The organism is Parasphingorhabdus sp. (assembly GCF_039968395.1).
Taxonomy (GTDB): Bacteria; Pseudomonadota; Alphaproteobacteria; order Sphingomonadales; family Sphingomonadaceae; genus Parasphingorhabdus.
This window is the reverse complement of the sequence record NZ_JBDVPV010000002.1, coordinates 682728-705403: the sequence shown is the minus strand read 5'-3', so window position 1 is coordinate 705403 and position 22676 is coordinate 682728. Positions and strand designations below refer to the sequence as shown.

Below are 22676 nucleotides of genomic sequence, written 5' to 3'. Positions count from 1 at the left end.
TCTATTTATATCAGTTACTTAGGCGAATATGTCGGTGTTTTTCACGAATAAGCCGACGGCCTGCGAAACAAGGAATTTCTGATGAATGACGTCCCCGCAACCAGCATCATCCGGTTTCTCAATATGGAGCCGCATCCTGAAGGCGGACATTTTGTTGAATCTCATCGTGACGAATTCTCGACCGCAATTTACTTCCTGTTGCGAGCTGGTGAGGCATCACATTGGCACCGCGTCCATCGCAGCGTGGAAATCTGGCATTTTCACGCCGGTGCGCCCCTGTCACTCGAGATATCTAGCGGCAAAGCCTCACGGCGATCCCATGTGTTGGGAATCGACCTCGGAGCAGATCAGAAACCCCAGATTACGGTTCCCGCCGGGCACTGGCAAACAGCCAGAAGTCTGGGGGAATGGACATTGGTAGGCTGCACCGTTGCACCGGCATTTGAATTTGCTAATTTCGAGCTTGCCGCGACCGGCTGGGAGCCGGAGGATTGATCAAGCCAATTTCAAAAGACCTGATCGACGGATGCATTGTAACCCGTTATGCCAGCTCGACGAACCGGCAAAGAAGTCAAAAAGAGGCACAGGTCACACAATGAAAAAGCTAATCCTTGTCGCAGTTATTGCGATCATCATCTGGGCCATTTTTCATTTTAACCTGAACAGCTATCTGGATCTCGAAGTCCTCAAAGCCCAACAGGAAAGTATCGACGCTTTTTACCGCAGCAACGCCATTCTCGTCATTGCGGCATTTTTGGGCATCTATATCACCGTAACGGCTCTTTCTATCCCCGGAGCGGCAATCATGACGCTCGCAGCCGGTGCGATATTCGGCGTCATTGTCGGCACAGTAATCGTATCGTTCGCATCCACCATCGGCGCGACTCTGGCCTTTCTTACGTCCCGTTATCTGTTGCGTGACTGGGTCGAAGACAAGTTTGGATCCCGCCTGAAAAAGATCAACGAAGGCGTCGAGCGCGATGGCGCATTCTATCTTGTGTCTATGCGTCTAGTGCCGGCTTTTCCCTTCTTCATGATCAACCTGCTCATGGGTTTGACCAAGATGAAGGTCTGGACATATTTTTTCGCCAGCCAGATCGGGATGCTGGCGGGCACTATCGTTTTCGTGAATGCCGGTACGCAGCTTTCACAGGTCAATTCTGTTGGCGAAGTATTCTCGCTGCCCGTCATCGGCTCGTTCGTTTTACTCGCCATTTTTCCTTGGATTGCCAAGGCGATTATCGCACTTTTCAAACGGCGGCGTATCTACAAGGGCTGGTCCAGGCCCCGCAGTTTCGATCGCAACGTCATCGTGATCGGTGCAGGATCAGCCGGGCTGGTATCCGCGGTGATTGCCACAACCATTAAAGCCAAGGTGACATTGATTGAAACCGGAAAAATGGGTGGTGATTGCCTCAACTATGGTTGTGTCCCTTCCAAAGCCCTCATCAAAAGCGCCAAAGTGGCTGACCAGATCCGGCATGCAGAGCAATATGGGCTGAAATCTGCCGAGCCGGAATTTTCCTTCCCCGCTGTCATTAAAAGAGTGGAAGATATCATCGCTGCCATTGAACCACATGACAGTGTTGAGAGGTTCGAAGGTATGGGAGTTGATGTGGTAAAGGGCTATGCCAGAATGGTGGACCCATGGACGGTAGAAATCGACAAGGGAAATGGTGAAAAACGTAAACTGACTGGACGATCCATTGTTCTGGCGACCGGCGCACGTCCGTTTGTCCCGCCGCTGCCGGGCCTTGAGGAAACCGGCTATCTGACCAGCGACACGCTGTGGGAACAGATGGCGAAACGTGACAAAACACCCGGCAAGCTGATCGTTCTTGGCGGGGGGCCCATAGGATGTGAACTATCCCAGTCATTCTCTCGCCTCGGGTCAGACGTCACACTGGTCGAAATGGGTAACCGGGTCATGTCAATTGAGGATGAAGACGTATCTGCCGTGGCCGCACAGTCGCTCGAGGCTTCGGGCGTTCATCTGCGCTTTGGTCACAAAGCGACGCGCACGGAGATCAGCGACGGTACCAAATATCTTGTCGTCGAAAATGCCGATGGCGAGGAACGACTGCCCTTTGATGATCTCTTGATCGCCGTCGGTCGGGCCGCACGACTGGAGGGATATGGACTAGAAGAACTGGGTATTGAAACGGGTCGCACGTTGGTAACCAACGAGCACCTTCAGGCGACTTTCCCGCATATGTATGCCGCCGGTGATGTTGCAGGCCCGTATCAGCTGACGCATAATGCATCACACCAGGCCTGGTTCGCGACTGTCAATGCGTTGTTCGGGCAGTTTAAAAAGTTCAAGCCCGGTTACGAACATCTGCCCTGGACAACGTTCCTCGATCCGGAGATTGCGCATGTCGGGTTGAATGAACAGCAAGCCCGGTCAGAAGGTGTCCAGTTTGAAGTCACCAAATATGAACTGGATGATCTGGATCGCGCAATTGCCGAGAGCGCCACGCAGGGATTTGTAAAAGTCCTGACCCCGCCCGGCAAAGACCGGATATTGGGGGTTACAATTGTTGGGCAAAATGCCGGAGAGCTTCTCACCGAGTTTACCTTCGCGATGAAACACGGCATGGGTCTCGGGAAAATTCTGGGTACCATTCATACCTATCCGACCATGGGCGAAGCGAACAAATTTGTGGCTGGTGAATGGCGCAAGAAACACAAACCGGAATGGGCACTCAATCTCCTCGAACGCTATTTTAAATGGGCGAGAAGTTAGGGAAATTGGCCAATCTGCTGCTCAGTCACGAAAGGTTCGCTGCGCCAGAAGGCTGCGCTGGAATACCGTGATCACACACAAGACAGCGTAGGTTCCTGCTATGTAGGAAAACCATGTTGGGAAAAGACACATCAAAAGGAAGGCGGCAATAGTTTCGGTTCCTTCCGCAATCCCGGTGCTGTAAAAGAAGCTCTTCTGACCATGGGCACTAGTGCTTTTTCCTTGCTCTGCAGCGGTCACTGCGAAGGCCAGAAAACTGATTCCGGTAACCGTAAAGGCCGATACCAGCATCAGCGCATAGGCCAGATTCTCAAGATCGGCGAAGCCAAATGCCAGGGGTACAGATACGTAAAATATAAAATCACAGACAATATCCAGATAACCGCCAAAAGCCGTTTTCTTAGTCGCACGGGCTATTGCACCGTCCAATCCGTCCAGAATCCTGCTCGCCAAAACGAGCGCAAAGGCCAGTCCATATAGATGGAAAAAAATCGCAACTGCGCCGCCAAGCCCAACCAGAAGACCGAGTATCGTGACGCCATTTGCCGAAAAACCCATTCCGGCAAGCGCCCTGCCCGCTGCATTTAACGGGGGATCGATCAGCGGGCGGATCTTCGCATCAAGCATTATCGCCCATCCTCCGGTTGCTGATCCATATTCATGCCCAAGTGATAATCCCAATCACTGCACCCGTCATTGCGGTCGCACAATTCCCGGCAAACCAGCTCTTCATCCCCAAACCGGCAACTTCGGCCCGGCGGCTCGGGGACAGTGTTCCAATTGTAGAAATGATCAACCCGACACTGGCCAGATTGGCGAAACCGCACAACGCGTAAACAACAATCAGCTGTCCCTTGACACTGAATGTATCGCCCGGAAGCGCCGCGAGTTCGAGATAGGCAACATATTCATTGAGAATCGCCTTGGTTCCCATCAAGGAACCAGCGGCCGCCGATTCATCCCACGGCACGCCAATCATCCACATCAACGGTGCAAAGATCCAGCCAAATATCCGTTTGAGACTCAGCACCTCTCCCGATACCAGGGGCAAAACCGATAGAATTTGATCGATCAGCGCCACAAAAGCGAATATCACGATGATCACGGCGATGACCGCCAGAAAAAGTTGTACACCATCCATTGTGCCGCGGATTATTGCGTCAAAACTGCTTTCATATTTCAGGCCGGATTCCTTGCTGTCGGTTTTCGTGGTTCCGCTGCCGGGAACCATCAACCGGGCCAGCAAAATGGCTGCCGGAAGAGAAATCAGCGATGCCGAAATCATGTGGCCCACTGCGTTGGGTACGGTCCTTTCCAACGTGGATGCATAGAGAACGAGGATTGCGCCGGAAATAGTCGACATCGCGAGAACCATGATCATGAACAGCTCTGAACGGCTCATGCGTTCGAAATAGGCGCGGACAACAAGCGGCGATTCAACCACGCCGAGAAAGATGTTTGCACCGCCGCTCAGCCCGACCACGCCGCTCACGCCGAGAGTTTTCTGCAGTGCCCAAGACAGGCCTTTCACGATCAGCTGAAGGATCCGCCAATGCCAGAACAATGCTGCGAGCGCGGAGAAAACAATAACCAGCGGCAAGATCTGAAACGCAATAATCAATGGCGGCGCGGCGCCTTCTTTGAGCACAAACGGTACATCCGCGCCTCCGGCATAACCGAACATATAGCTTGAGCCCGCCAGCGTGGCCCGTTCAATGGCTTGCACACCATTGTTGGCAAGACCAATTATGTCCCAGATCACCGGAATGCGAACGATGACAATCGCCAGTATGAACTGAATCGCGATCGCACCGGCAATCCAGCGCCAGCCCGGTCGGTCGGTGCGATTTTCAGAAATAAACCAGGCGACGGCCAGAATGAAACCGATACCGATCAGGCCTTGAAACTGACTAATAAACTGGATCACGACCGATAATTCCTAGACGCGGTGGATTAATGCACCACCATGCCGGAATTTCCCGATAGCGCCAACCGTGATTTCGGGAAACCGGCCCTCAGGATGATGCGGCGGCGGCCACGGCTCCCATCATCAATTCCTGATCCTTGCGAGTTGGATTGCCGCGCAGGCACAGCCCGCCGTTCACCTGCAGATTTTCGCCGGTCATGAAACATTCGTCGCTTGCGAGAAACACAGCGGCAGACGCAATGTCTTCGCTAGTTCCGATTCGTCCCAGCGGGTAGCGCGCCTCGAACGATTCGACCAGGCCAGGCACCTGATCGACGCCAGCTGTCATCGGAGTCCGCGTCAAGCCTGGCGAAATGCTGTTGGCCCTTATGCCCTGATCGCCAAATTCATGGGCGACGCAGCGAATAATATGATCGGTCGCCGCTTTGGTACCCATATAGGCAGCATGGTCATTCAGCATGATCGTTGCCGTTGCCGAACTGATCTGAATGATCGAACCGCCGTTTTTCATGGCTTTGATCATCGCCTGGTAGAACTGAAATGGCCCGACCAGTTGCAGCTCGGACATCATCTGCAATTCCTCTCGTGTATTTTCGAGAAATGGCTTGAGAAAACCGAGACCAGTCGCGTTGATTGCAATGTCCACACCGCCCATCTTGCTGGTCGCGGCGTCGGCGAGGGCCTGAATATCGTTCTCATTGGTCAGGTCACACAGAGCATAATGACCGCCCAATTCGTTGGCAAAACGCTTGAGTTCGTCTTCCTTGCGGCCAGCGACGAGTACGTCGGCTCCTTCATCCCGAAAGCGCTGGGCAATGACCTGCCCCATGTTACCGGCACCGGCTGCGCCAAGAATTACCGCTTTTTTTCCGTCGAGACGTCCCATATTCCATGCTCCTGTTTGCTGTTCTGTTTGTCCCCAATTCTAGAAGCCGGTGGAGCAGATACCACTCTCAATATGGCTATTGCGCTGCTTTCAATCGGCACAGAAAAGGCCGGTGCAGCCCCCCAGCTGACCGGCCTTCTATTGATCAACGGGAGTTGATCAGAACTTGAAGGACGCTTCCACGAAGACCTGACGTCCACGGTTTTGGGTGACGACCAGGTCGTCGCCAACACCAGGCTCAAGGAACGGACGACCGCCGCTGGTATTGATCCAGATTTCATCTGTCAGGTTAACACCAACCAGTGACAGTTTCCATTTTCCGTCAGGATCACCAACCGAAATCGAACCGTCGATCGAAACATAGCTGTCCTGACGAAGGTCGGTCAGAGAATCTTCGTTGGTGAAGTAAGAACCGCTATATTGCAGGTTACCATTTAATCCGAATTCAATCGCATCACCAACCGGCATGGACCAGTCAAATGCGGCGTTTGCTGCGAACTTGGGAGCCCGAGCGGCTGCGCGGCCGTTGATATCCTCACCCGACGTAGTCACAAACGGAGCCGTAAACTCGGCATCGGTATAGGCCATAGAACCAGAAAGATTCAGACCCTCAACCGGGGTCCGCCATGCCCATTCCACATCGATGCCCTGACTGGTTAGCTGACTGGCATTGAATGTCTGGAACTGGATGGTCGTGGCATCAAAATTTTGCACCTGAAGATCATCGAACACGTAGTAGAATACCGAAGCATTTAGTGTCACTGTTCGATCAGCAAACTGCGATTTCACACCGACTTCACCGCCGAGACCGGTTTCAGACTGGAAGATCAGGGCACCGAAGTCACCGGAAGCAGCCGCAGCGCTGAGCGAGCTGGATGGCAAAGCGCTGTTATCAATGCCGCCTGATTTAAACCCGGTCTTGAATGAGGCATAAATATTCACATCATCCGTCGCCTGATATTTGATCGTCGCTTCTGGCGAAAAGTTGCTGTCGCTGAACCGGATCGGTCCGGAGAAGAAGCCACTATTGATGAACGCCGGTCCAGCCGCCAGAAATGCATGAACATAAGGCACCGAAATCGTGTTCACTTTCTTTTCATCTGTCCAGCGTAGACCACCGGAAAGTTCGAGCTGATCGGTCAGATCCAGGGTGACACTACCGAAAAACGAAATCGCTTCTGTCTTGGTATTGTGCTTCTTGAACCAGTCATAGGTATTGCCGGTGACCGGGTCCGGACCGACAAAACCGATGTTGACGCCGAGTTGCGACGTATCGAAATCAATTTCGCGGCTTTCATAAAATGCACCGACCATGAAATTGAAAATGCCGTCCATATCGCTGGCGATCCGCAATTCCTGCGTAAATTGCTCAACGGCATTGCGCGGGTCACTACAACCAGCATTGCCCGGTACACCCGGTCCAAGAATCCCGACATAGGCATAACAGTCCGTGTCAACCGCCTCCATGTTGAGATAGCCGGAAACCGACGACAATGTCAGAGTATCGGATACATCCAGATCCCATTTCAGTCGTCCGAAGAAAATATCGGTCTCACCAAATGGCTGGCCGTTTTCAAATCGTCCTTCGCCAGCGGAACCGGCAGGCACTTGGCCAACCAAGGCCGCGGCACCGTCTGCATGGTGGTAAAGGCCATCACTATCGTTACAATCGGCATTTGATGGAATGTTAACACCGCCGCCCAGCAAAAATACCGAGTCAGCAACACCATTTGGTCCACAATTAATATCTGAATGGGCGATCGCACCATCATTTTCATTACGAACGTAATTCAGTTTCAGATTGGCGTTGAAATTGTCAAACGGGTCCCATTGGAATGTCACCCGTCCGACAAAGTTCTTCAGACCCCGAGACGTCCTGACTGAACCATCAGGGTTGAATGCCGGTGTACCGGGGGCAAGATCAACATAATCCTCGATATCCTGATATTGGGCCGCAACGCGAATGCCCAAAGCATCACTGATCGGGCCGGAAATATAACCGCCAACGGTATAGCCTTTTTCTTCAAATTCGTAGGATGCCTTGCCACCAATTTCCCAATCGGGTGTAGGGTTGGCCGACCTTACAGCGAACACACCTGCCGAAGCGCTTTTACCGAAGAACAGCGATTGAGGACCTTTAAGAACATCAATCTGTTCGACGTCAAAAAAGCCAGCCTGAACAATCCGCATGGTGCTGACCTGAACACCGTCGAAATCAAATGCAACGGCAGAGTCAAAAGAAGCCGAAATGTTAGAGGAACCGACGCCGCGAAGACTAATCTGTCCGCCTGAACCGGAACCACCAACTTGCACGTTCAGAGCCGGGACCCGGCTCGTAACGTCTGCAATTTCGTTGACCTGAAATTTATCCAGTGTTTCGCCGCCAATGGCCGTGACCGTGACCGGGACTTCCTGAAGGGATTCCGTCTGTTTTCGGGCAATCACAGTAATGACGTTTGTGTCTTCATCGTCAGCCGCTTCATTTTGCGCCATTGCCGGAGCAGAAACACCGGCAAACGCCAGAGTGGCCGCAGAGCCCATCAAGAACCGTCTGGCTGCTTTTGTCGTGAAGATGGATTTGTGGTGTTGCGATTGTGTCATCATGCTCTCTCCCAAATTGCACCGGCATAAGAAAATACCAGAACATAACTAATGTAATTGGCGGTTTTTCCGCGCTATTATGAGCTCATCTTAAGCCGGTGTTCGGCACTGCTCAGCTAGCCAAATTGATAGCAAATGTGCAAAACTGTGATATTCTCGCAACAAATGTTCATTGAAGCTCGGAAATCTGGCAATTCTTGCTGGCTTGAAACAACACCCCCTGTTCATTCTAATAGCAGCCCGCGATATTGTGCTTTTCCTCCATTTGGCTCTATTCCGGTTTTCTACCGAATGAAAAACAAGCCCCGGCGGGCCGGCAAGGAGAAGTTATGGGAAGACTGGATAACAAGATCGCGATTGTAACCGGCGGCGGATCCGGCCTGGGCAAGGCGATCAGCGAGACCTATGCTGAACTGGGTGCAAAAGTAGTCGTCACCGATATCAACGAAGAAAATGCACAAATGGTAGCCGCGGCCATCGGCGAAAATGCAACTGCCATAAAACAGGACGTCGCAAGCGAGCAGGGCTGGCAGGATATTTTTGCTGCCACGGCAGATAGATTTGGCACGCCGCATGTCCTTGTGAACAATGCCGGATTGGTCATTCCAGCAAATATTGAAGACTGCACATTGGAGCAGTTTCGACATACCAATGCCGTGATGCTGGAAGGCGTGTTTCTGGGCTGTCGGGAAGCGGTTCGGTCAATGAAAACTCAAAGTGAACCCTGCTCAATCATCAACATGAGTTCGATGGCAGCCCTGCAAGGCTATTCGCCGTTCCTGTCATATGCTGCTGCAAAAGGCGGCGTGCGCTCGATGACCAAGTCGGTTGCTCTCCACTGCAAGGAACAAAATTATCCGATTCGATGCAACAGTCTGCATCCGTCCGGTATTGACACTCCGATGGTCCGTCAGGAAGCAGTTGGAGCCGAGGGTGATGCGACACCGGAAACGGGCATGATCCCGCTGGGCGGCCTGGGCCATCCCAAGGATGTCGCCAATTTGTGTGTGTATCTGGCGAGCGATGAATCGCGGTTTATGACAGCGGGTGAATATCCGGTGGAAAACGGAACTTTGCATCAGCCGCAAATGTAATCAGGAGCTACCGGCTCCCATTACTGAGGCCATCTGGTTCTGGAATTCCGCCAGATCGAAATAGTCTCGCCATTTGACGATCTTGCCATTTTCTAGTTCAAATGTGCCCATCACCCTTATGGCGATCCATTGCCCGTTGATACGGAACTTGTCTGTCCGTTCGGTTAGCACTGTGTCGCCATTCGCCGCAATATGGTGAACAATCCATTCGGCTCCGTCTGATCCCATCCCGGATCCTTCGAAAAACCCCCGAACGGCGTCAATCCCTTCACAAGGTTCCATCGGGATATTGTGATAGAAGATATCGTCCGCCATTGCTGCATAGATTGCGTCATAATCCAGACGGTTCCAGGCTTCGATAAAATCGAGCACAAGTTGCTTGCTGTCGGCCATGTCCAGTTTCCCTATTCTATTCTTCCGGCGATACGTCGAGGATCATCTTGCCTTGATTGCCGCCGGAAAACAGCTTCATGAAGGCCGCGTACGAATTCTCGATTCCCTTGTCGATGTCTTCATCATGCTTGATTTTTCCTTCGGCCAGCCACTGCCCCATCTGAGCAATCCCTTCAGGGAAACGCGGCGGATAGTCGCGCACAAGAAAACCTTTGATCGTCGCCTGGCGCGAGATCAGATACCACAGATTGCGAATGCCGACCGGTTTCGGACTGTTATACTCGCTGATCAGTCCGCAGAGCACGACCCGGCCATGTTCGTTAATGGCGGTAATCCCGGCGTCGAGAATTTCACCGCCAACATTTTCCCAGATAATATCCACACCGTCAGGAGCAGCTGCAGCAATTTCCTTTTCAAGATCCCGCTGGCTTTTGCCGCGGTAATCAATCGCGGCATCAAAGCCATAATCATTGATCAACCGTGCGCATTTTTCGGCGCCGCCAGCGATGCCCACGACCCGGCAACCTTTAATCTTGCCGATCTGGCCGACCAGAGCACCAACCGCTCCTGCGGCTCCGGTAACCAGCAACGTGTCGCCTTCCTTTGGTTGACCATCGTCGATCATGCCGAAATAGGCGGTCATTCCGACCGCGCCCAGCACGGAAAGAAAATTGGTGGGTGACGGAACAAGAGAAGCATCAACCGGCGCAGTAAAACCTCCCGCCTGCACGACAGAATACTCCTCCATCGCAGCCAAACCGACAACCCACTGTCCTTCCTGGAAATCCGGGTTTTTTGAAGCATGAACCCGGCCTACTGCACTTGCCGTGACAGCGGCCCCCAATGCAATCGGAGGCATGTAGCTTTCCGCATCGCTCATCCAGCCACGTTGTGCAGGGTCAAGAGATATATAGTGATTACGGACCAGGAATGAGCCGTCTTCCAATTCCGGCAAATCTTCTTCGACCAAAGCAAAATCGCTGGGCTTTGGCTCTCCATCCGGACGACTCACTAGCGTGAATTTGCGGTTTTTGGTCATGTTTCTACCTTTGCTTAAATGGGATTGGATTTCTTGATTTTTTTGGCCAGCGACCATTTGTGGACTTCGGTCGGACCGTCATACACACGAAAGGCGCGGACTTCGCGGAACACCTGCTCGACAACAGTGTCATGGCTAAGGCCCGTGCCGCCCATGACTTGCACGCACTTGTCGGCGATCCGGAATAACGCTTCCGACACCGCTACCTTGGCCATCGAGCTTTCCGTCGTACCAATATCACCAGTGTCGAGCACCCGCGCGCACCAGTCGATCATCAATTCGGCCTGTTTCAGATCAATCTGATTCTCGGCCAGCATGAAGCCAACGCCCTCATGGTCGACCAATGGCTTGCCAAAAGCCTGTCGGCGACAGGCATAGTCAGTCGCAATCTCCTGCGCACGATCACAGCATCCCAGCCAGCGCATGCAATGAGTCAAGCGTGCGGGAGCCAGACGAACCTGTGCATATTTGAATCCTTCACCGCTTTCACCCAGCATCTGGTCGGCGGGAACGCGGAGATTATCGATATTCACCACCGAATGGCTGCCAGGCATCGAACTGTCGATTGTATCCAGCACACGCTCGATCTTGATCGCCGGATCAGGAAGATCGACAAGGAACATGCAGGCGCCGTCATCCGATTTCGCCATTACAATCCCGACCTTGGCACCTTTGGCTCCGGTTATGAATGTTTTCCGACCGTTGATTACCCAGTGATTGCCGTCCGGCTTCGCCGTGGTTTGCATCATCATCGGATCGGAGCCTGCACCATTTTCACTGGCCGGCTCTGTCATGAAAAACGCTGAACGCGCGACGCCTTCGACGAGGGGTTTCAGAAAATGTTCCCGCTGTTCCGGCGAAGCACATTTACCGAGCAGATACATATTGCCTTCGTCCGGGGCAAAGGTGTTCACCGCCAACGGTCCGAGCGGTGACAATCCTGATTTCCGCAACACCAGCGCTGTTTCCAAATGAGTCAAGTGGCTGCCATCGTCGCGGATATGCGGCGTCAGCACTCCCGCTTCTTTCGCCAAAACCCGCATTTCCTGAACCAGCTCATCGGTTGGACCGTGATCTTCACAGCGCGGATCTTTTTCAAACGCAAAAATCTTGTCTCGGACAAATGTTTCAACTTTTTCTGCTATTTCGCGAGCTTCGGTACTGATTTCGTTGGTCAATACAATCATCCTGATCAATTGATCATCATGCTGAATCTGTTTCAGCATCTCCAGCGGAGATCGATAGCCCCGAAGGAGATCCTGAAACAAGTTCAGGATGACGAATGTGATAACTTATCGCTGCAATATTGTGACAGCGGAAACTCCCGGAGCACCATAAACCTGCGTGTAAGCAGTTTTCGGGTCTCCTGGCACTTGCCGTTCGCCAGCGGTACCGCGCAGCTGGACGACATTTTCGTAAACCTGGCGCAGTCCCGATGCGCCTATCGGTTCGCCGCAGGCCAGACAACCACCATCAGTATTGACCGGCAGCTCTCCATTAATCTCGCTGCGTCCTTCGAGAAGCCACTGTTCCTGATCGCCATGCGCGCAAAAGCCGTTCTCGGCCATATGCATGATTTCTGCTCCGGCTTCGGTATCCTGCAACTGCGCAACATCAATATCTTCCGGTCCCATGCCTGCTTGTTCAAAAGCCGCCTTCGCTGCTAGTTCAGTAGCTGTTCCGCCGCGTTCCACATCAATGGATGCGGCAAAGACTTCAAATGATCCCGGAGGCCGTGTGCGCATGACCGAGGTTTTCAACTTGATCATCGGTCCGCCTAGTTCTTTCGCCTTTTTCTCGCTGGCAAGAATCAAGGCAACGGCACCTTCGGCGGGCGAACAGAACATATATTTGTTGAGTGGATCAGAAATCATCGGTGCGTTCATGATCGTTTCCAGATCCACCTCGCTCCGCCGCCATGCGTGATCAGTTTTTGCACCATTGCGGAACGCTTTTTCCGCAACCCGGCCAAGTGTTTCCACACTCAAATTGTTTTCATGCAGATAGCGCATGATCTTGGCCCCAAAGAATTGAGTAGTCAGCATGTAACCGGCCTCACCATACCAGTTTGGCAAACCATAGGCCGCAGGATCAGCATTGAACGCGCCGCGCGGATGCTTGTCGAAGCCGACCGCCATGCCCAGTTCATATTCTGCCGATTTGATTGCGCTGGCTGCCGCATTCAGAGCCGATCCGCCAGTGGCACAGCCATTGGAAACGTTGATGAATTGAATGCCGGTCAATCCGAGTTTTGAAACCATTGTGTCAGCAGCTCCGGAGGCGGCGGAACCGCCAAAGGCAAACTCCACATCCTTCCATTCGATCCCGGTATCGGACAGAGCTTGCTTCACGGCAAAGACCCCCTGATCCATACCGTCGCGACCTTCGGTGCGGCCAAAAGGATGAATTCCTGCACCCACAATATAAATATCTGACATGATCTATCTCCTGAGTCGCCGTTTTAAACGGGCTTGAATGCGTGAATAAGTCTTTGTTCTGCTGGTGGCGCATCGGGATCGAGCGGAATTGCCGTCAATTCGACTTCCATGCCAATTTCTACCTCTTCGGGAGTGAGCCCGGTCAATCGCGATTCAACCATCGTCTGGCCCGGTAACTCAACATAGGCCACGACATAAGGTTTGAATGTTTCAATATCAGTCGGCCCGGCATAGGGCGTTTTGGGCGGGAATCTCTGCACGGTATAGGTCCAGACTGTTCCGCGGGTCGCCAGTGCAATCGGTTCAATATGATCAGAAGCCGTCAACGGCAGAGGAAAGAATATCTGTCCGGTCTCTTTGTTACGCGCGCCGATCAAGGCGCTCATGTCTTCTGTGAACAAGTTCTCCGCAATCGGTTGCGCGGCCATTTTGACTCTCCCTTTTTCGAGCAGATTGATAGGCGAAAGCCCGGCAGGCAATAACTGCCAAAACGGCTAGGCAGTGAGCTCAATAACCAGGATGAACCGCCAGCATCCCGCCATCAACCAGCAAATCACTGCCGGTAACGAACGCAGCATCATCGCTGCCGAGATAGACCGCAGCCCCGGCGATGTCCGCGCCTTGCCCGATCTTGTTCATCGGCGACATCGCCGCAGCCATGTCGATCATGCCTGGCACCACTTTTGCCGCTTCGTCTATGATCGCTGTATGGGTGGCGCCTGGAACAATGTTGTTGCAGCGAATATCCAGACCGGATTGCGCACAATGTACTGCTATCGATTTCGTCAACATCCGCACTCCGCTTTTCGAAGCGGTATAAGTCACGTCACCTGGCAGCGCAGCAAAAGCAGAAGTTGATGCAATATTTATGATGGATGCTGTCGTGCCTTCGGGATTCGTCTTCATCACCCGTATGGCATTCTGACAACCCAACATCACACCGGTCAAATTGATCTCCAGCAATCGGTGCCAACTATCCAGATCAACATCTTCGATGGACCGGCCGATGACGATCCCGGCATTGTTGACGAGGATATCGAGCCGGCCGGTATCTGATTGGACCTGCTTCGTGACTTTTGCCCAATCATCGGGATTTGCAACATCCTGCTCGACAAAAATGGCGCCCGCTTCGGCAGCCACGTTTTCGCCCAGGTCAGTCTGGACATCGGTCGAAAAAACATGGGCCCCTTCTTCGGCAAACCGTTTCACAATTGCAGCGCCAATTCCCGATGCGCCGCCGGTTACGATCGCGGTTTTGCCTTTCAATCGATCTGTCACTGTTCTTCTCCCTGTCCTATCAATTCTGTCAGACGCGTTTTACCATAGCTTGGCTCTAGTTTGGATGGGCACTTTGATGGAGATTACTCATGCTTTCGTCCGCACAAATCACCGAGACGGTCCACGCTTATCTGGCCGCCATTAACGCAGGCGACATGCAAGCCGTTATGGCACTCTATGCGGATAATGCCGCCGTCGAAGATCCTGCGGGCACGGAACCAAAGCGCGGAGCAGATATTCTGGAATTCTATACCAACGCATTTGCCGGCGGTGCGAGTGTGGAATTGACAGGTGCGATCGGAGTCAGCAGCCGGACCGCAGCCTTTCCATTCCGAGCTGAAATCAAATCTCCGGCGGGGTCCGTCACCATTGTCGAAGTCATCGACATTTTCGAGTTTAACGAAGATGGGAAAGTGGAGAAAATGACAGCTCATTTCGGCCCAACAAATATGAGCCAGCGCGAGGACTGACCATATCTGGCAATCAATAGCCGGACCGCTTGGCCAATCGGTCCGCATGAAAACCGGCATCGCCAAACATCTGCTGCGCGAGATGCACACGCTTGAAATAGAGACCAATATCATATTCATCGGTCACACCGATCCCGCCATGCATCTGAATGGCTTCTTTGGTAGTCAATTGCGCAGTCATGCCGGTCTTCGCCTTGGCCATTGCACAGGTCGGGCCAGCGCTTTCAAAATCATCGTCCAGCAACTGCAATGATTTCAGCACAGCAGATTTCATCATCTCGATTTCGGTTGCCAGATGCGCAGCGCGATGCTGCAAGCCCTGGAACGATCCGATTTTCTTCCCGAACTGTTCTCGCTCCTTCAAATATTCGGTCGTTGCTTCGAATGCCTGTTGAGACGAGCCAGACATTTCTGCTGCCAATACCGCTCGACCGGCTGACAATATCCCTTCCAGAGCCGTGAAACCGCCATCCAGTTTTCCAATAATGTCGTCACCCGTGACCTCAAGTCCATCCACTACAATATCAGCGGCATTTCTGCTGTCGATCATCGGTGTTTTCTGGCGTGAGATTTCGGGAGCATCGGCATCGACAAGAAAGAGTGTGATGCCGTTTTCGTCGTTCGTTTCTCCTGATGTGCGTGCAGCAATAATCATTTTGTCAGCAACATGGCCATCGGCAACAAATGACTTCGCGCCAGACAGCACGTAGCCGTTGCCCGAAGCCTCCGCAGTAAACGCAATCTGATTTGGATTGTGATGAGGTCCCTCGTCTACAGCCAATGCAAATATTTTGCTGCCGTCGCTAATTGCGCCAAGATACTGAGCTTTCTGTTCCGCGGTTCCATATCGCTGAATCGCGGTGGCACCGAGCACAGCTGTGGAAAAAAATGGTGAAGCCGTAAGGTTTTTTCCCATTTGTTCTGCAAGAACGCCGGCGCCGACATAGCCGAACTCACTGCCACCGAATTCCTCTTCAACAATGATTCCTGCCCAGCCCATTTCGGCCATCTGATTCCAGAGCTTGCGACAGAAACCATCTTCCGGTTTGTTGTCCCTGACCATGCGGAATGAAGACACAGGCGCATTTTCCGCCAGAAAACCTGCAGCTGAATCTTGCAGCATTTCCTGTTCTTCGGTGAGTATCAGTGCCATTTCAGTTCCCCTGCCCGTCCGCCTAGCTCGGTAGTTCCAGAACGCGTTTGGAAATAATATTCAACTGTACTTCGGTTGTACCGCCCAAAATCGAATAAGCCCGGTTGTACAGCCAGGTATTGGCCAGACTGCCATATTCAATTCCGTCTTCGCCAATTTTGGCGGCGACCGTCCCGCCAATATCCATGCGCAGCTCCGTGCCTTTTTTGGTCAGTTCTGAAGCTGCGTATTTAAGCATCGACGATTTGGCTCCCAGACCATTACCCGCATTCGCCTCGTCATTCATCCGTTCAACCGTCAGGTTATAGGCCCAGTCATCAATCTCGGCTTGTGAAATCCGCTGTCGAAGAGCGGGATCGGCAAGTCGTCCGGCTTCATCCAGTCCGAGCTGATCAGCCGCATATCCGCCAAGGCTTTCGGGTCCCGTCGTACCGCGCAATGGCGACATTGTGCCCAGCATTCCGCGTTCATGAACAAGCAAATTCTTTGCAACGTCCCAACCCTGGTTAACTTCACCAACAACCGATAAATTTCCGTCGCCATATTGCTTCGGAACTTTGACATCGTCAAAAAATGTCTCGCAGAAGGGAGAATGACCAGAGATCAATATAATCGGTTTAACCGTGATCCCCTCGCTGGCCATATCGATAAGTATGAAAGTAATACCTTTGTGTTTCGGCGCATCAAAGTCGGTACGAACCAGACAAAATATCCAGTCAGAAATGTCAGCGTTGGATGTCCAGATTTTCTGGCCATTGATCAGCCAGTGGTCCCCGATGTCTTCACATTTTGATTTGAGGGACGCCAGATCAGAGCCCGCACCCGGTTCCGAATATCCCTGGCACCAACGAATTTCACCGCGCGCGATACCGCCAAGATGCATCAATTTTTGCTCATGGGTTCCATAGGCAAGCAAAGCAGGTCCGAGCATCGAAATGCCAAAATTGCTCAACGGCTTGCGTGCGTTGATCCGTTCCCGTTCTTCCTGAAATATCTTGGCCTCGTCAGCCGAGAGGCCAGCGCCGCCATATTCTTTGGGCCAGGTTGGAACGGTGTAGCCTTTGGCCATTGCCCGCTCGAACCAGATCTTTTGCGCATCGGACTGGAATTCCCACTGGCGGCCACCCCAGCACTGATTCTCGGCGGTGATGTCGCCATCCCGCATTTCTTCAGGGCAGTTTTCTGCCAGCCAGGCCCTTGTCTCGCTGCGAAATTCATCCAGATCCGTCATATACCGCTTTCCTGTAACCCCATTGTCATATTGCAGAGCATGCCGGGCTGGCACTGCGCAAATAGTTAGCACAAAAGGATAGTCACCCCCCCCAACGATCAGTCCAACCGAAGCATCTGCTTTCCGAAATTCTGTCCGGCGAACAGTCGCTTGAGGGTCGATGGAATATTATCGAATCCTTCCTGAATATCCTCTTTGAAGGTAATTTTCCCTTCCTTGATCCATTGTCGCATTCGCTTCTGCGCTTCCGGATATTCGCTCATATAGTCCAGGACAATGAAACCAGACATGCTGGCGCGCTTGAAGATCAGATTGAAATAATTCTCGGGTCCCGCGGGCATATCACCTTTTTCGTATCGCGAGATTCCGCCACAAATCGCAACGCGGGCGTGCATCGCGATATGAGCCAGCGCATCGTTTAGAATTTTGCCGCCAACATTATCATAAAAGACATTGATCGATTGATTGCAATGTTCCTTCAATCCCGCACGGACATCTTCATTCTTGTAGTCAATTGCGACGTCATAACCGACATCTTCCGTCAGCCATTTGCACTTTTCTTCTCCGCCTGCGATGCCGATCGTCCGGCAACCGGCAATTTTTGCGATCTGACCAACCATTGACCCGGTGGCTCCCGCAGCACCTGAAACAACAACGGTATCACCCGGCTGCGGGCGTCCGTGTTTGAGCAAACCAAAATAGGCCGTCATTCCGGTCGTGCCCAGTGCGCCAAGATTAGCGGCCAGCAAGTCATCATCAGGGATAGAGTTAAGCTCGCTTCCAGGCACATGAGCATAATCCTGCCAGCGCAGCATCCCCATGACCTTGTCGCCCGCCGCAAAGTCGGAATGGCGCGACTCGACAACCGTCCCAATACCGCTTCCGCGCATGACTTCGCCGATTTCCGTAGGCGCAACATATCCGCCAATATTTTCCATCCAGCCCTTCTGAGCCGGATCAAACCCCAGAATTTCATTCTTCACAAGCACATGACCTTCAGCACAATCCGGCACCGGCGTGACAACTTTCTTAAAATCATCATCCACTAGTCCCCGTCCCTTGGGACGCCCGTTGATCAACCATTGCCTGTTATCAGTCATCATAATCTCCAGTTTTGATTTTGTGCGTTGATAGATCACAGTCGCCTGAAGAGATAACTGCCAGCTTTGATAGCTTCCCAAGGGCTGGAAATTGCATCGACTTGTGGCATAAAGCATCTATGAGAAAATTTTTTCTGGCCACAGCCCTGTTCATTCTGATTGTGGCGAGCGGGCTAACCTTGTTGCGCATGGCTATGGGCTGGAATGACGGGATGCGCGAAACACGGTCTGAAATACATGCGACATCTCTGGATGACAAGCTCTACGTCGCTGGCGGTATCGGTCTGTTTCGCGTACTGGATAGCTGCGAAGTGCTAGATCTCACCACACGGGACTGGGCCAGTTGCGGCCATCTTCCTCGACCGCTGCATCATGTCGCAATGGCGGCAGATGATGATCATGTTTATGCATCAGGCGGCTATGTTGCATTACCATTTCAAGCGGATCTCGAGGCCGGACTCTTTCGCTTTGACACGAGAACACAAGACTGGTTCGAGATCAGCAAACTGCCACATCCGATAGGCCAACATGCGATGCTCCATTTCGATGGATCGCTTTATATCGTGGGCGGACAGAATGACGGACAGGATCTCAACACGTTGTGGCGCTACGACATTTCCAAGGACAGCTGGAGCGCGATGGAACCAATGCCAACGGCGCGTCATTCTCACGCCATAGCGGTTGCGGGCAATCAATTATATGTCACTGGCGGTCGCAGTGCCGCGCTGGGTACTGAAATCACGAGGATTGAAGTCTATGATCTCATGGAGAATATCTGGGAACGACTGCCGGATATGCCGATCGGTCGCGGCGGTCACGGAGCTGTAGTTCATCAGAACCGACTGCACATATTTGGCGGAGAATCATTGCGTGAAGGCATGGTCCTGTCGAACCATGACATTCTGGATCTCATCACAAATAAATGGACTGTTGGAACCCCGTTGAAGCGACCACGGCATGGATTCGCGTTCGCTAACACCGGCGGATCAGGCGGCGTAACTGTTGTTGGCGGCGGAGCACGGCCAGGAATGGAAACAATATACTCCGTTACCGGCGACGCGCAGTTGGTCGAGCTGAAATAGCGTTATCCCAAATACCAAAAGGACATAATAGATGAGAACCAGTGATCAGAAAGGCGTTCTGCTTTATGCGTTCACCTGTGGACATATCACTTTGCCGATGAGCTTCTTTCTGGATGGGGAATCCGGCAAGGCCAAAGTGCCCGCCTGCGTGTTTCTGATTGATCACCCGAAGGGACTGGTATTGTTCGACACAGGGTTCAGCGATCGTTTTGTCGGTATGGAAAAAGGGCTCGGCAAGATTGTTGACATGCCTGAAGGCGGTTGCGTTGCGGATCGTCTTGAAGAAATCGGTGTGGACCCCGCCAAAATCGACTATGTTGTAAACTCTCATCTTCATATTGATCATGCTGGCGGCAATCATCTTCTTCCCAATGCAACGATCATTGTCCAGGCTGCAGAATGGGATTTTGGATTCAGCGGGGAGGATACAGCCTATGACAAGGTTGATTTCGACCTCGGTCAGCCATTGAACCGCATCAACGGCGAACACGATCTGTTCGGTGACGGGAGTCTCATCATCTTTCCAACTGCAGGTCACACTCCCGGTCACCAATCCATGCGGGTGCAAACAGCAACCGGCGAGGCAGTTCTGGCTGCAGATTGTTGTAATATGCGACGTTCGCTGGACGAGATGCACCTGCCCGATCACTGCTACAACATGGATCAGTATCGTGGCTCGCTGGAAAAACTGTCGCAGCTTCGGCGCGCCGGAGCACAGATATTCTATGGTCATGACCCGGATTTTTGGGCCTCGGTTCCCCAATCGGAAAATCTCGACCTGACAACAATATAGGCGTTCATTCCATATCGTTCCCCAGCTGCTGGATAGTCAGTCTCGGGAACCTTGATTTGCAGGACCAAGAGCCGACCGACTGCCACTAACAATAGTGGCGAGAGCGCCTTCCTGCGCTATGAAGAATGCAATCAAATCGCCTGATTGAAAGGCTGATTCACAAAGAGGAGCAAGGCCTTGGCCAACACAGAAATGGCAGACAAAGACGTCCTGATTGACATTTTTACCCGCGCAGACCTTATCATGCAGTCGGATATCAAATTCCGCAAAATGATTGGAGCCGGGCAACTGCAAATCGTCTATTATCCCGTGCGTGGTCAGGAAGTGGTGTCAGCTGCCATGATGGCTGCGGTCAATCAGGAAGATTATCTGGTCACGATTTATCGCGGTCTTCACGATCAGTTGGCCAAAGGCATTCCGTCCAAGGATTTGTGGGCAGAATTTGCGGGCAAGATGGCGGGCACCTGCAAGGGCAAAGGCGGCCCCATGCATATTACCCATCCCGAAACTGGCGTAATGGTTACGACTGGAATTGTCGGATCCGGCATTCCGATTGCCAATGGCCTGGGGCTGGCGAGCCAGCTCGAAAAGGACGGGAAAGTGACCGTCTGTTGCTTCGGCGATGGTGCTTCGAATATCGGCGCATTTCACGAAGGTCTCAACATGGCGCAGGTCTGGAAACTTCCTGTGATATTCCTTTGCCAGAACAATCTCTATTCCGAACATACGCCGATGGCTTTTGCCACAAGTTCGGACTCGATCAAGCAACGCGGCGATGGCCTGGGCATGCGTTCCGTGAAAGTAAACGGCAATGATGCGAGCGAAATGTATGCCGCCGCCAAGGAAGCGGTTGAATATGCGCGCGCCGGCAATGGGCCGACATTGATTGAAGCAATGACCTTCCGTTTTCATGGCCATTTGCTAGGAGATACGGGCCACTATATTCCAGAAGCGGAGATGAAACAGGCGCTCGAGGATGATCCGATGCCTATCCTGCGCCAGCAACTGCTGGACATGCAGATCAGTGAATCCGACATCGCTGCGATCGAAGCGAAAAACGCAGCAATTATTGACGAAGCCGCTCAATTTGCACTGGATGCACCTTATCCCCCCGGAGATGAATATCGAATCGATGTTCTGGATGTGGAGATTGCAGCATGAGCGACAAACCTGCAGAAATCATGTTCGCCCAAGCCTGTAACATGGCGATGGCCAAAGCCATGAAGGATGACCCGAAGGTAATTCTCATGGGTGAAGATATTGCCGATGATCAAGGCGGTGGTGTTTTTAAAGTAACCGCGGGTCTGTCTGCACAATTTGGTACGGATCGCGTACGTTCGACACCGATTTCCGAACAAGCCATTGTTGGCGCCGCTGTCGGGTCTGCTCTGGTTGGCTACAAGCCGGTTGCGGAAATCATGCTGATGAACTTCATCACCGTCGCGATGGATCAGATTGTCAATCACGCTGCGAAGCTGCGGTTCATGTCCGGCGGACAAACCAGCGTACCCTTGACCATACGCACAACGACCGGTGCAGGTACAGGACTGGGTGGGCAGCATAGCGACATGCTGGAAGCTTGGCTGGCGCATGTCCCCGGACTCAAAGTTGTGGCCGCGTCGAACCCGGCAGATGCGTATGGTCTGCTCTATTCGTCTATCATGGACCCCAATCCGGTGATCTTCATCGAGAATACGCCAACCTATTTTACCAAGGGCCCTGCGCCCGCGCCCGATCATGTTGTACCGCTGGGTAAAGCATCGGTTCCGCGCGAAGGCACGGACATCAGCCTGATCACTTATAGCCGTGGCGTTGGAGCATGCCATGCCGTGGCCGAAAAGCTATCGGAAGAAGGTATTTCCTGTGAAGTGGTTGATCTGCGCACAATCGCTCCGTTTGACGAGGAAACCGTTCTGCAAAGCGTTGGAAAAACCAAAGCGGCGGTGGTTGTCCATGAAGCCGTCAAGAATTTTGGGACCGGCGCCGAAGTCTCGTCACGCATCCACGAAGAACTTTTCTCTGAACTAAGGGCACCTGTTGGCCGGGTTGGTTCTGGTTACGCACCAGTGCCTTTCTCTCCTGCGATCGAAAAAGCATGGATGTTCAGCGAAGATGATATTGAACGCGAAATTCGGAAGATACTGGGATAATCATGGCGACAGAGATACGCATACCAAAATTGGGCTTCAGCATGGAAGTCGGAACGCTGGCAGAGTGGCTGGTGCCTGATGGTTCGGATGTAACCGAAGGACAGGACATTTACGCTCTGGAAAACGACAAGGCGACCCAGGAAGTGGAAAGCCCCGCTACCGGCAAACTGAAGATTGTCATCAGCGAAACAGGCGAAGAATATCCGGTAGGCGAACTCATTGGAATCATAGAATAATCAGTTACGCCTTGGGTGTTGTTGACAGACTAACACTATCGTTAGTAATGTTTGGTTGA

22 protein-coding genes are annotated in these 22676 nt (G+C 52.5%); 9 read left to right on the top strand and 13 right to left on the bottom strand.

The genetic code is table 11. The features are described 5' to 3' along the window. Positions 1 to 81 precede the first annotated feature (81 nt). Together ABJI30_RS07650 and ABJI30_RS07645 are read left to right on the top strand one after the other, a co-directional pair. On the top strand, positions 82 to 495 hold the full coding sequence (locus tag ABJI30_RS07650; RefSeq protein ID WP_348016591.1) for a cupin domain-containing protein: 414 nt from the start codon (positions 82 to 84) through the stop codon (positions 493 to 495). A gap of 100 nt (positions 496 to 595) precedes the next feature. Next, complete coding sequence (locus tag ABJI30_RS07645) at positions 596 to 2746, top strand: FAD-dependent oxidoreductase (RefSeq protein WP_348016590.1); 2151 nt, start codon at positions 596 to 598, stop codon at positions 2744 to 2746. A 21-nt stretch (positions 2747 to 2767) separates the two neighbouring features. Here the strand turns inward: ABJI30_RS07645 and ABJI30_RS07640 are convergent, their stop codons facing one another. From ABJI30_RS07640 to ABJI30_RS07625, 4 genes are all read right to left on the bottom strand, one after another. Continuing rightward, on the bottom strand, positions 2768 to 3373 hold the full coding sequence (locus ABJI30_RS07640; protein WP_348016589.1) for a CDP-alcohol phosphatidyltransferase family protein: 606 nt from the start codon (positions 3371 to 3373) through the stop codon (positions 2768 to 2770). Between the two features lie 31 nt (positions 3374 to 3404). After that, a complete protein-coding gene (locus ABJI30_RS07635; protein WP_348016588.1) occupies positions 3405 to 4673 on the bottom strand; it encodes a nucleoside transporter C-terminal domain-containing protein in 1269 nt (422 codons plus the stop codon). A gap of 88 nt (positions 4674 to 4761) precedes the next feature. Next, positions 4762 to 5559 carry an SDR family oxidoreductase gene (locus ABJI30_RS07630; RefSeq protein ID WP_348016587.1) on the bottom strand — a complete coding sequence of 266 codons (798 nt, stop codon included), beginning with the start codon at positions 5557 to 5559 and terminating at the stop codon, positions 4762 to 4764. Positions 5560 to 5718: 159 nt separating this feature from the next. Continuing rightward, complete coding sequence (locus ABJI30_RS07625; protein WP_348016586.1) at positions 5719 to 8163, bottom strand: TonB-dependent receptor; 2445 nt, start codon at positions 8161 to 8163, stop codon at positions 5719 to 5721. A 326-nt stretch (positions 8164 to 8489) separates the two neighbouring features. On the opposite strand from ABJI30_RS07625, the gene ABJI30_RS07620 reads away from it, so the two are divergent. Then, a complete protein-coding gene (locus ABJI30_RS07620) occupies positions 8490 to 9254 on the top strand; it encodes an SDR family oxidoreductase (RefSeq protein ID WP_348016585.1) in 765 nt (254 codons plus the stop codon). Here the strand turns inward: ABJI30_RS07620 and ABJI30_RS07615 are convergent, their stop codons facing one another. From ABJI30_RS07615 to ABJI30_RS07590, 6 genes are all read right to left on the bottom strand, one after another. Further along, entirely contained in the window at positions 9255 to 9647 is a 393-nt protein-coding gene (locus ABJI30_RS07615) for a limonene-1,2-epoxide hydrolase family protein (protein ID WP_348016584.1), read from the bottom strand. Between the two features lie 16 nt (positions 9648 to 9663). Continuing rightward, the gene (locus ABJI30_RS07610; protein ID WP_348016583.1) at positions 9664 to 10686 is read right to left on the bottom strand and encodes an NADP-dependent oxidoreductase; all 1023 of its coding nucleotides are present in this window, start codon (positions 10684 to 10686) and stop codon (positions 9664 to 9666) included. A gap of 14 nt (positions 10687 to 10700) precedes the next feature. Then, the gene (locus tag ABJI30_RS07605; RefSeq protein WP_348025422.1) at positions 10701 to 11864 is read right to left on the bottom strand and encodes an acyl-CoA dehydrogenase family protein; all 1164 of its coding nucleotides are present in this window, start codon (positions 11862 to 11864) and stop codon (positions 10701 to 10703) included. 114 nt (positions 11865 to 11978) lie between these two features. Next, on the bottom strand, positions 11979 to 13127 hold the full coding sequence (locus tag ABJI30_RS07600) for a thiolase family protein (RefSeq protein WP_348016672.1): 1149 nt from the start codon (positions 13125 to 13127) through the stop codon (positions 11979 to 11981). Positions 13128 to 13147: 20 nt separating this feature from the next. After that, on the bottom strand, positions 13148 to 13552 hold the full coding sequence (locus ABJI30_RS07595; protein WP_348016582.1) for an OB-fold domain-containing protein: 405 nt from the start codon (positions 13550 to 13552) through the stop codon (positions 13148 to 13150). Between the two features lie 79 nt (positions 13553 to 13631). Beyond that, positions 13632 to 14402: an SDR family oxidoreductase gene (locus tag ABJI30_RS07590; RefSeq protein WP_348016581.1), complete on the bottom strand. Its 771-nt coding sequence runs from the start codon at positions 14400 to 14402 to the stop codon at positions 13632 to 13634. Between the two features lie 89 nt (positions 14403 to 14491). On the opposite strand from ABJI30_RS07590, the gene ABJI30_RS07585 reads away from it, so the two are divergent. Beyond that, a complete protein-coding gene (locus ABJI30_RS07585) occupies positions 14492 to 14872 on the top strand; it encodes a nuclear transport factor 2 family protein (RefSeq protein WP_348016580.1) in 381 nt (126 codons plus the stop codon). 13 nt (positions 14873 to 14885) lie between these two features. Here ABJI30_RS07585 and ABJI30_RS07580 read toward each other — a convergent pair whose 3' ends face one another. From ABJI30_RS07580 to ABJI30_RS07570, 3 genes are all read right to left on the bottom strand, one after another. Further along, positions 14886 to 16025, bottom strand: a complete 1140-nt coding sequence (locus tag ABJI30_RS07580) for an acyl-CoA dehydrogenase (RefSeq protein ID WP_348016579.1) — start codon at positions 16023 to 16025, stop codon at positions 14886 to 14888. Between the two features lie 22 nt (positions 16026 to 16047). Then, a complete protein-coding gene (locus ABJI30_RS07575) occupies positions 16048 to 17256 on the bottom strand; it encodes an acyl-CoA dehydrogenase family protein (protein ID WP_348016578.1) in 1209 nt (402 codons plus the stop codon). Positions 17257 to 17354: 98 nt separating this feature from the next. Continuing rightward, on the bottom strand, positions 17355 to 18356 hold the full coding sequence (locus ABJI30_RS07570; protein ID WP_348016577.1) for an NADP-dependent oxidoreductase: 1002 nt from the start codon (positions 18354 to 18356) through the stop codon (positions 17355 to 17357). A gap of 119 nt (positions 18357 to 18475) precedes the next feature. On the opposite strand from ABJI30_RS07570, the gene ABJI30_RS07565 reads away from it, so the two are divergent. From ABJI30_RS07565 to ABJI30_RS07545, 5 genes are all read left to right on the top strand, one after another. Next, the gene (locus ABJI30_RS07565; RefSeq protein ID WP_348016576.1) at positions 18476 to 19438 is read left to right on the top strand and encodes a kelch repeat-containing protein; all 963 of its coding nucleotides are present in this window, start codon (positions 18476 to 18478) and stop codon (positions 19436 to 19438) included. A gap of 31 nt (positions 19439 to 19469) precedes the next feature. After that, complete coding sequence (locus ABJI30_RS07560; protein WP_348016575.1) at positions 19470 to 20231, top strand: N-acyl homoserine lactonase family protein; 762 nt, start codon at positions 19470 to 19472, stop codon at positions 20229 to 20231. A 177-nt stretch (positions 20232 to 20408) separates the two neighbouring features. After that, a complete protein-coding gene (locus tag ABJI30_RS07555) occupies positions 20409 to 21392 on the top strand; it encodes a thiamine pyrophosphate-dependent dehydrogenase E1 component subunit alpha (protein ID WP_348016574.1) in 984 nt (327 codons plus the stop codon). Further along, positions 21389 to 22381 (top strand): alpha-ketoacid dehydrogenase subunit beta, encoded by a 993-nt coding sequence (locus ABJI30_RS07550; RefSeq protein ID WP_348016573.1) that lies wholly within the window; start codon positions 21389 to 21391, stop codon positions 22379 to 22381. Before ABJI30_RS07555 ends, ABJI30_RS07550 begins: the two co-directional genes overlap by 4 nt. A 2-nt stretch (positions 22382 to 22383) precedes the next feature. Beyond that, positions 22384 to 22617, top strand: coding sequence for a biotin/lipoyl-containing protein (locus ABJI30_RS07545; RefSeq protein ID WP_348016572.1), 234 nt, complete (start codon positions 22384 to 22386; stop codon positions 22615 to 22617). Positions 22618 to 22676: the final 59 nt, after the last annotated feature.

What these genes read in the sequence shown, in the direction of transcription:
- ABJI30_RS07640 (WP_348016589.1), bottom strand. Translation starts at nt 3,373, where the DNA reads ATGCTTGATGCGAAGATCCGCCCGCTGATCGATCCCCCGTTAAATGCA.
- ABJI30_RS07610 (WP_348016583.1), bottom strand. Translation starts at nt 10,686, where the DNA reads ATGACCAAAAACCGCAAATTCACGCTAGTGAGTCGTCCGGATGGAGAG.
- ABJI30_RS07645 (WP_348016590.1), top strand. Translation starts at nt 596, where the DNA reads ATGAAAAAGCTAATCCTTGTCGCAGTTATTGCGATCATCATCTGGGCC.
- ABJI30_RS07580 (WP_348016579.1), bottom strand. Translation starts at nt 16,025, where the DNA reads ATGGCACTGATACTCACCGAAGAACAGGAAATGCTGCAAGATTCAGCT.
- ABJI30_RS07545 (WP_348016572.1), top strand. Translation starts at nt 22,384, where the DNA reads ATGGCGACAGAGATACGCATACCAAAATTGGGCTTCAGCATGGAAGTC.
- ABJI30_RS07625 (WP_348016586.1), bottom strand. Translation starts at nt 8,163, where the DNA reads ATGATGACACAATCGCAACACCACAAATCCATCTTCACGACAAAAGCA.
- ABJI30_RS07595 (WP_348016582.1), bottom strand. Translation starts at nt 13,552, where the DNA reads ATGGCCGCGCAACCGATTGCGGAGAACTTGTTCACAGAAGACATGAGC.
- ABJI30_RS07615 (WP_348016584.1), bottom strand. Translation starts at nt 9,647, where the DNA reads ATGGCCGACAGCAAGCAACTTGTGCTCGATTTTATCGAAGCCTGGAAC.
- ABJI30_RS07570 (WP_348016577.1), bottom strand. Translation starts at nt 18,356, where the DNA reads ATGACTGATAACAGGCAATGGTTGATCAACGGGCGTCCCAAGGGACGG.
- ABJI30_RS07560 (WP_348016575.1), top strand. Translation starts at nt 19,470, where the DNA reads ATGAGAACCAGTGATCAGAAAGGCGTTCTGCTTTATGCGTTCACCTGT.
- ABJI30_RS07650 (WP_348016591.1), top strand. Translation starts at nt 82, where the DNA reads ATGAATGACGTCCCCGCAACCAGCATCATCCGGTTTCTCAATATGGAG.
- ABJI30_RS07565 (WP_348016576.1), top strand. Translation starts at nt 18,476, where the DNA reads ATGAGAAAATTTTTTCTGGCCACAGCCCTGTTCATTCTGATTGTGGCG.
- ABJI30_RS07585 (WP_348016580.1), top strand. Translation starts at nt 14,492, where the DNA reads ATGCTTTCGTCCGCACAAATCACCGAGACGGTCCACGCTTATCTGGCC.
- ABJI30_RS07630 (WP_348016587.1), bottom strand. Translation starts at nt 5,559, where the DNA reads ATGGGACGTCTCGACGGAAAAAAAGCGGTAATTCTTGGCGCAGCCGGT.
- ABJI30_RS07550 (WP_348016573.1), top strand. Translation starts at nt 21,389, where the DNA reads ATGAGCGACAAACCTGCAGAAATCATGTTCGCCCAAGCCTGTAACATG.
- ABJI30_RS07620 (WP_348016585.1), top strand. Translation starts at nt 8,490, where the DNA reads ATGGGAAGACTGGATAACAAGATCGCGATTGTAACCGGCGGCGGATCC.
- ABJI30_RS07575 (WP_348016578.1), bottom strand. Translation starts at nt 17,256, where the DNA reads ATGACGGATCTGGATGAATTTCGCAGCGAGACAAGGGCCTGGCTGGCA.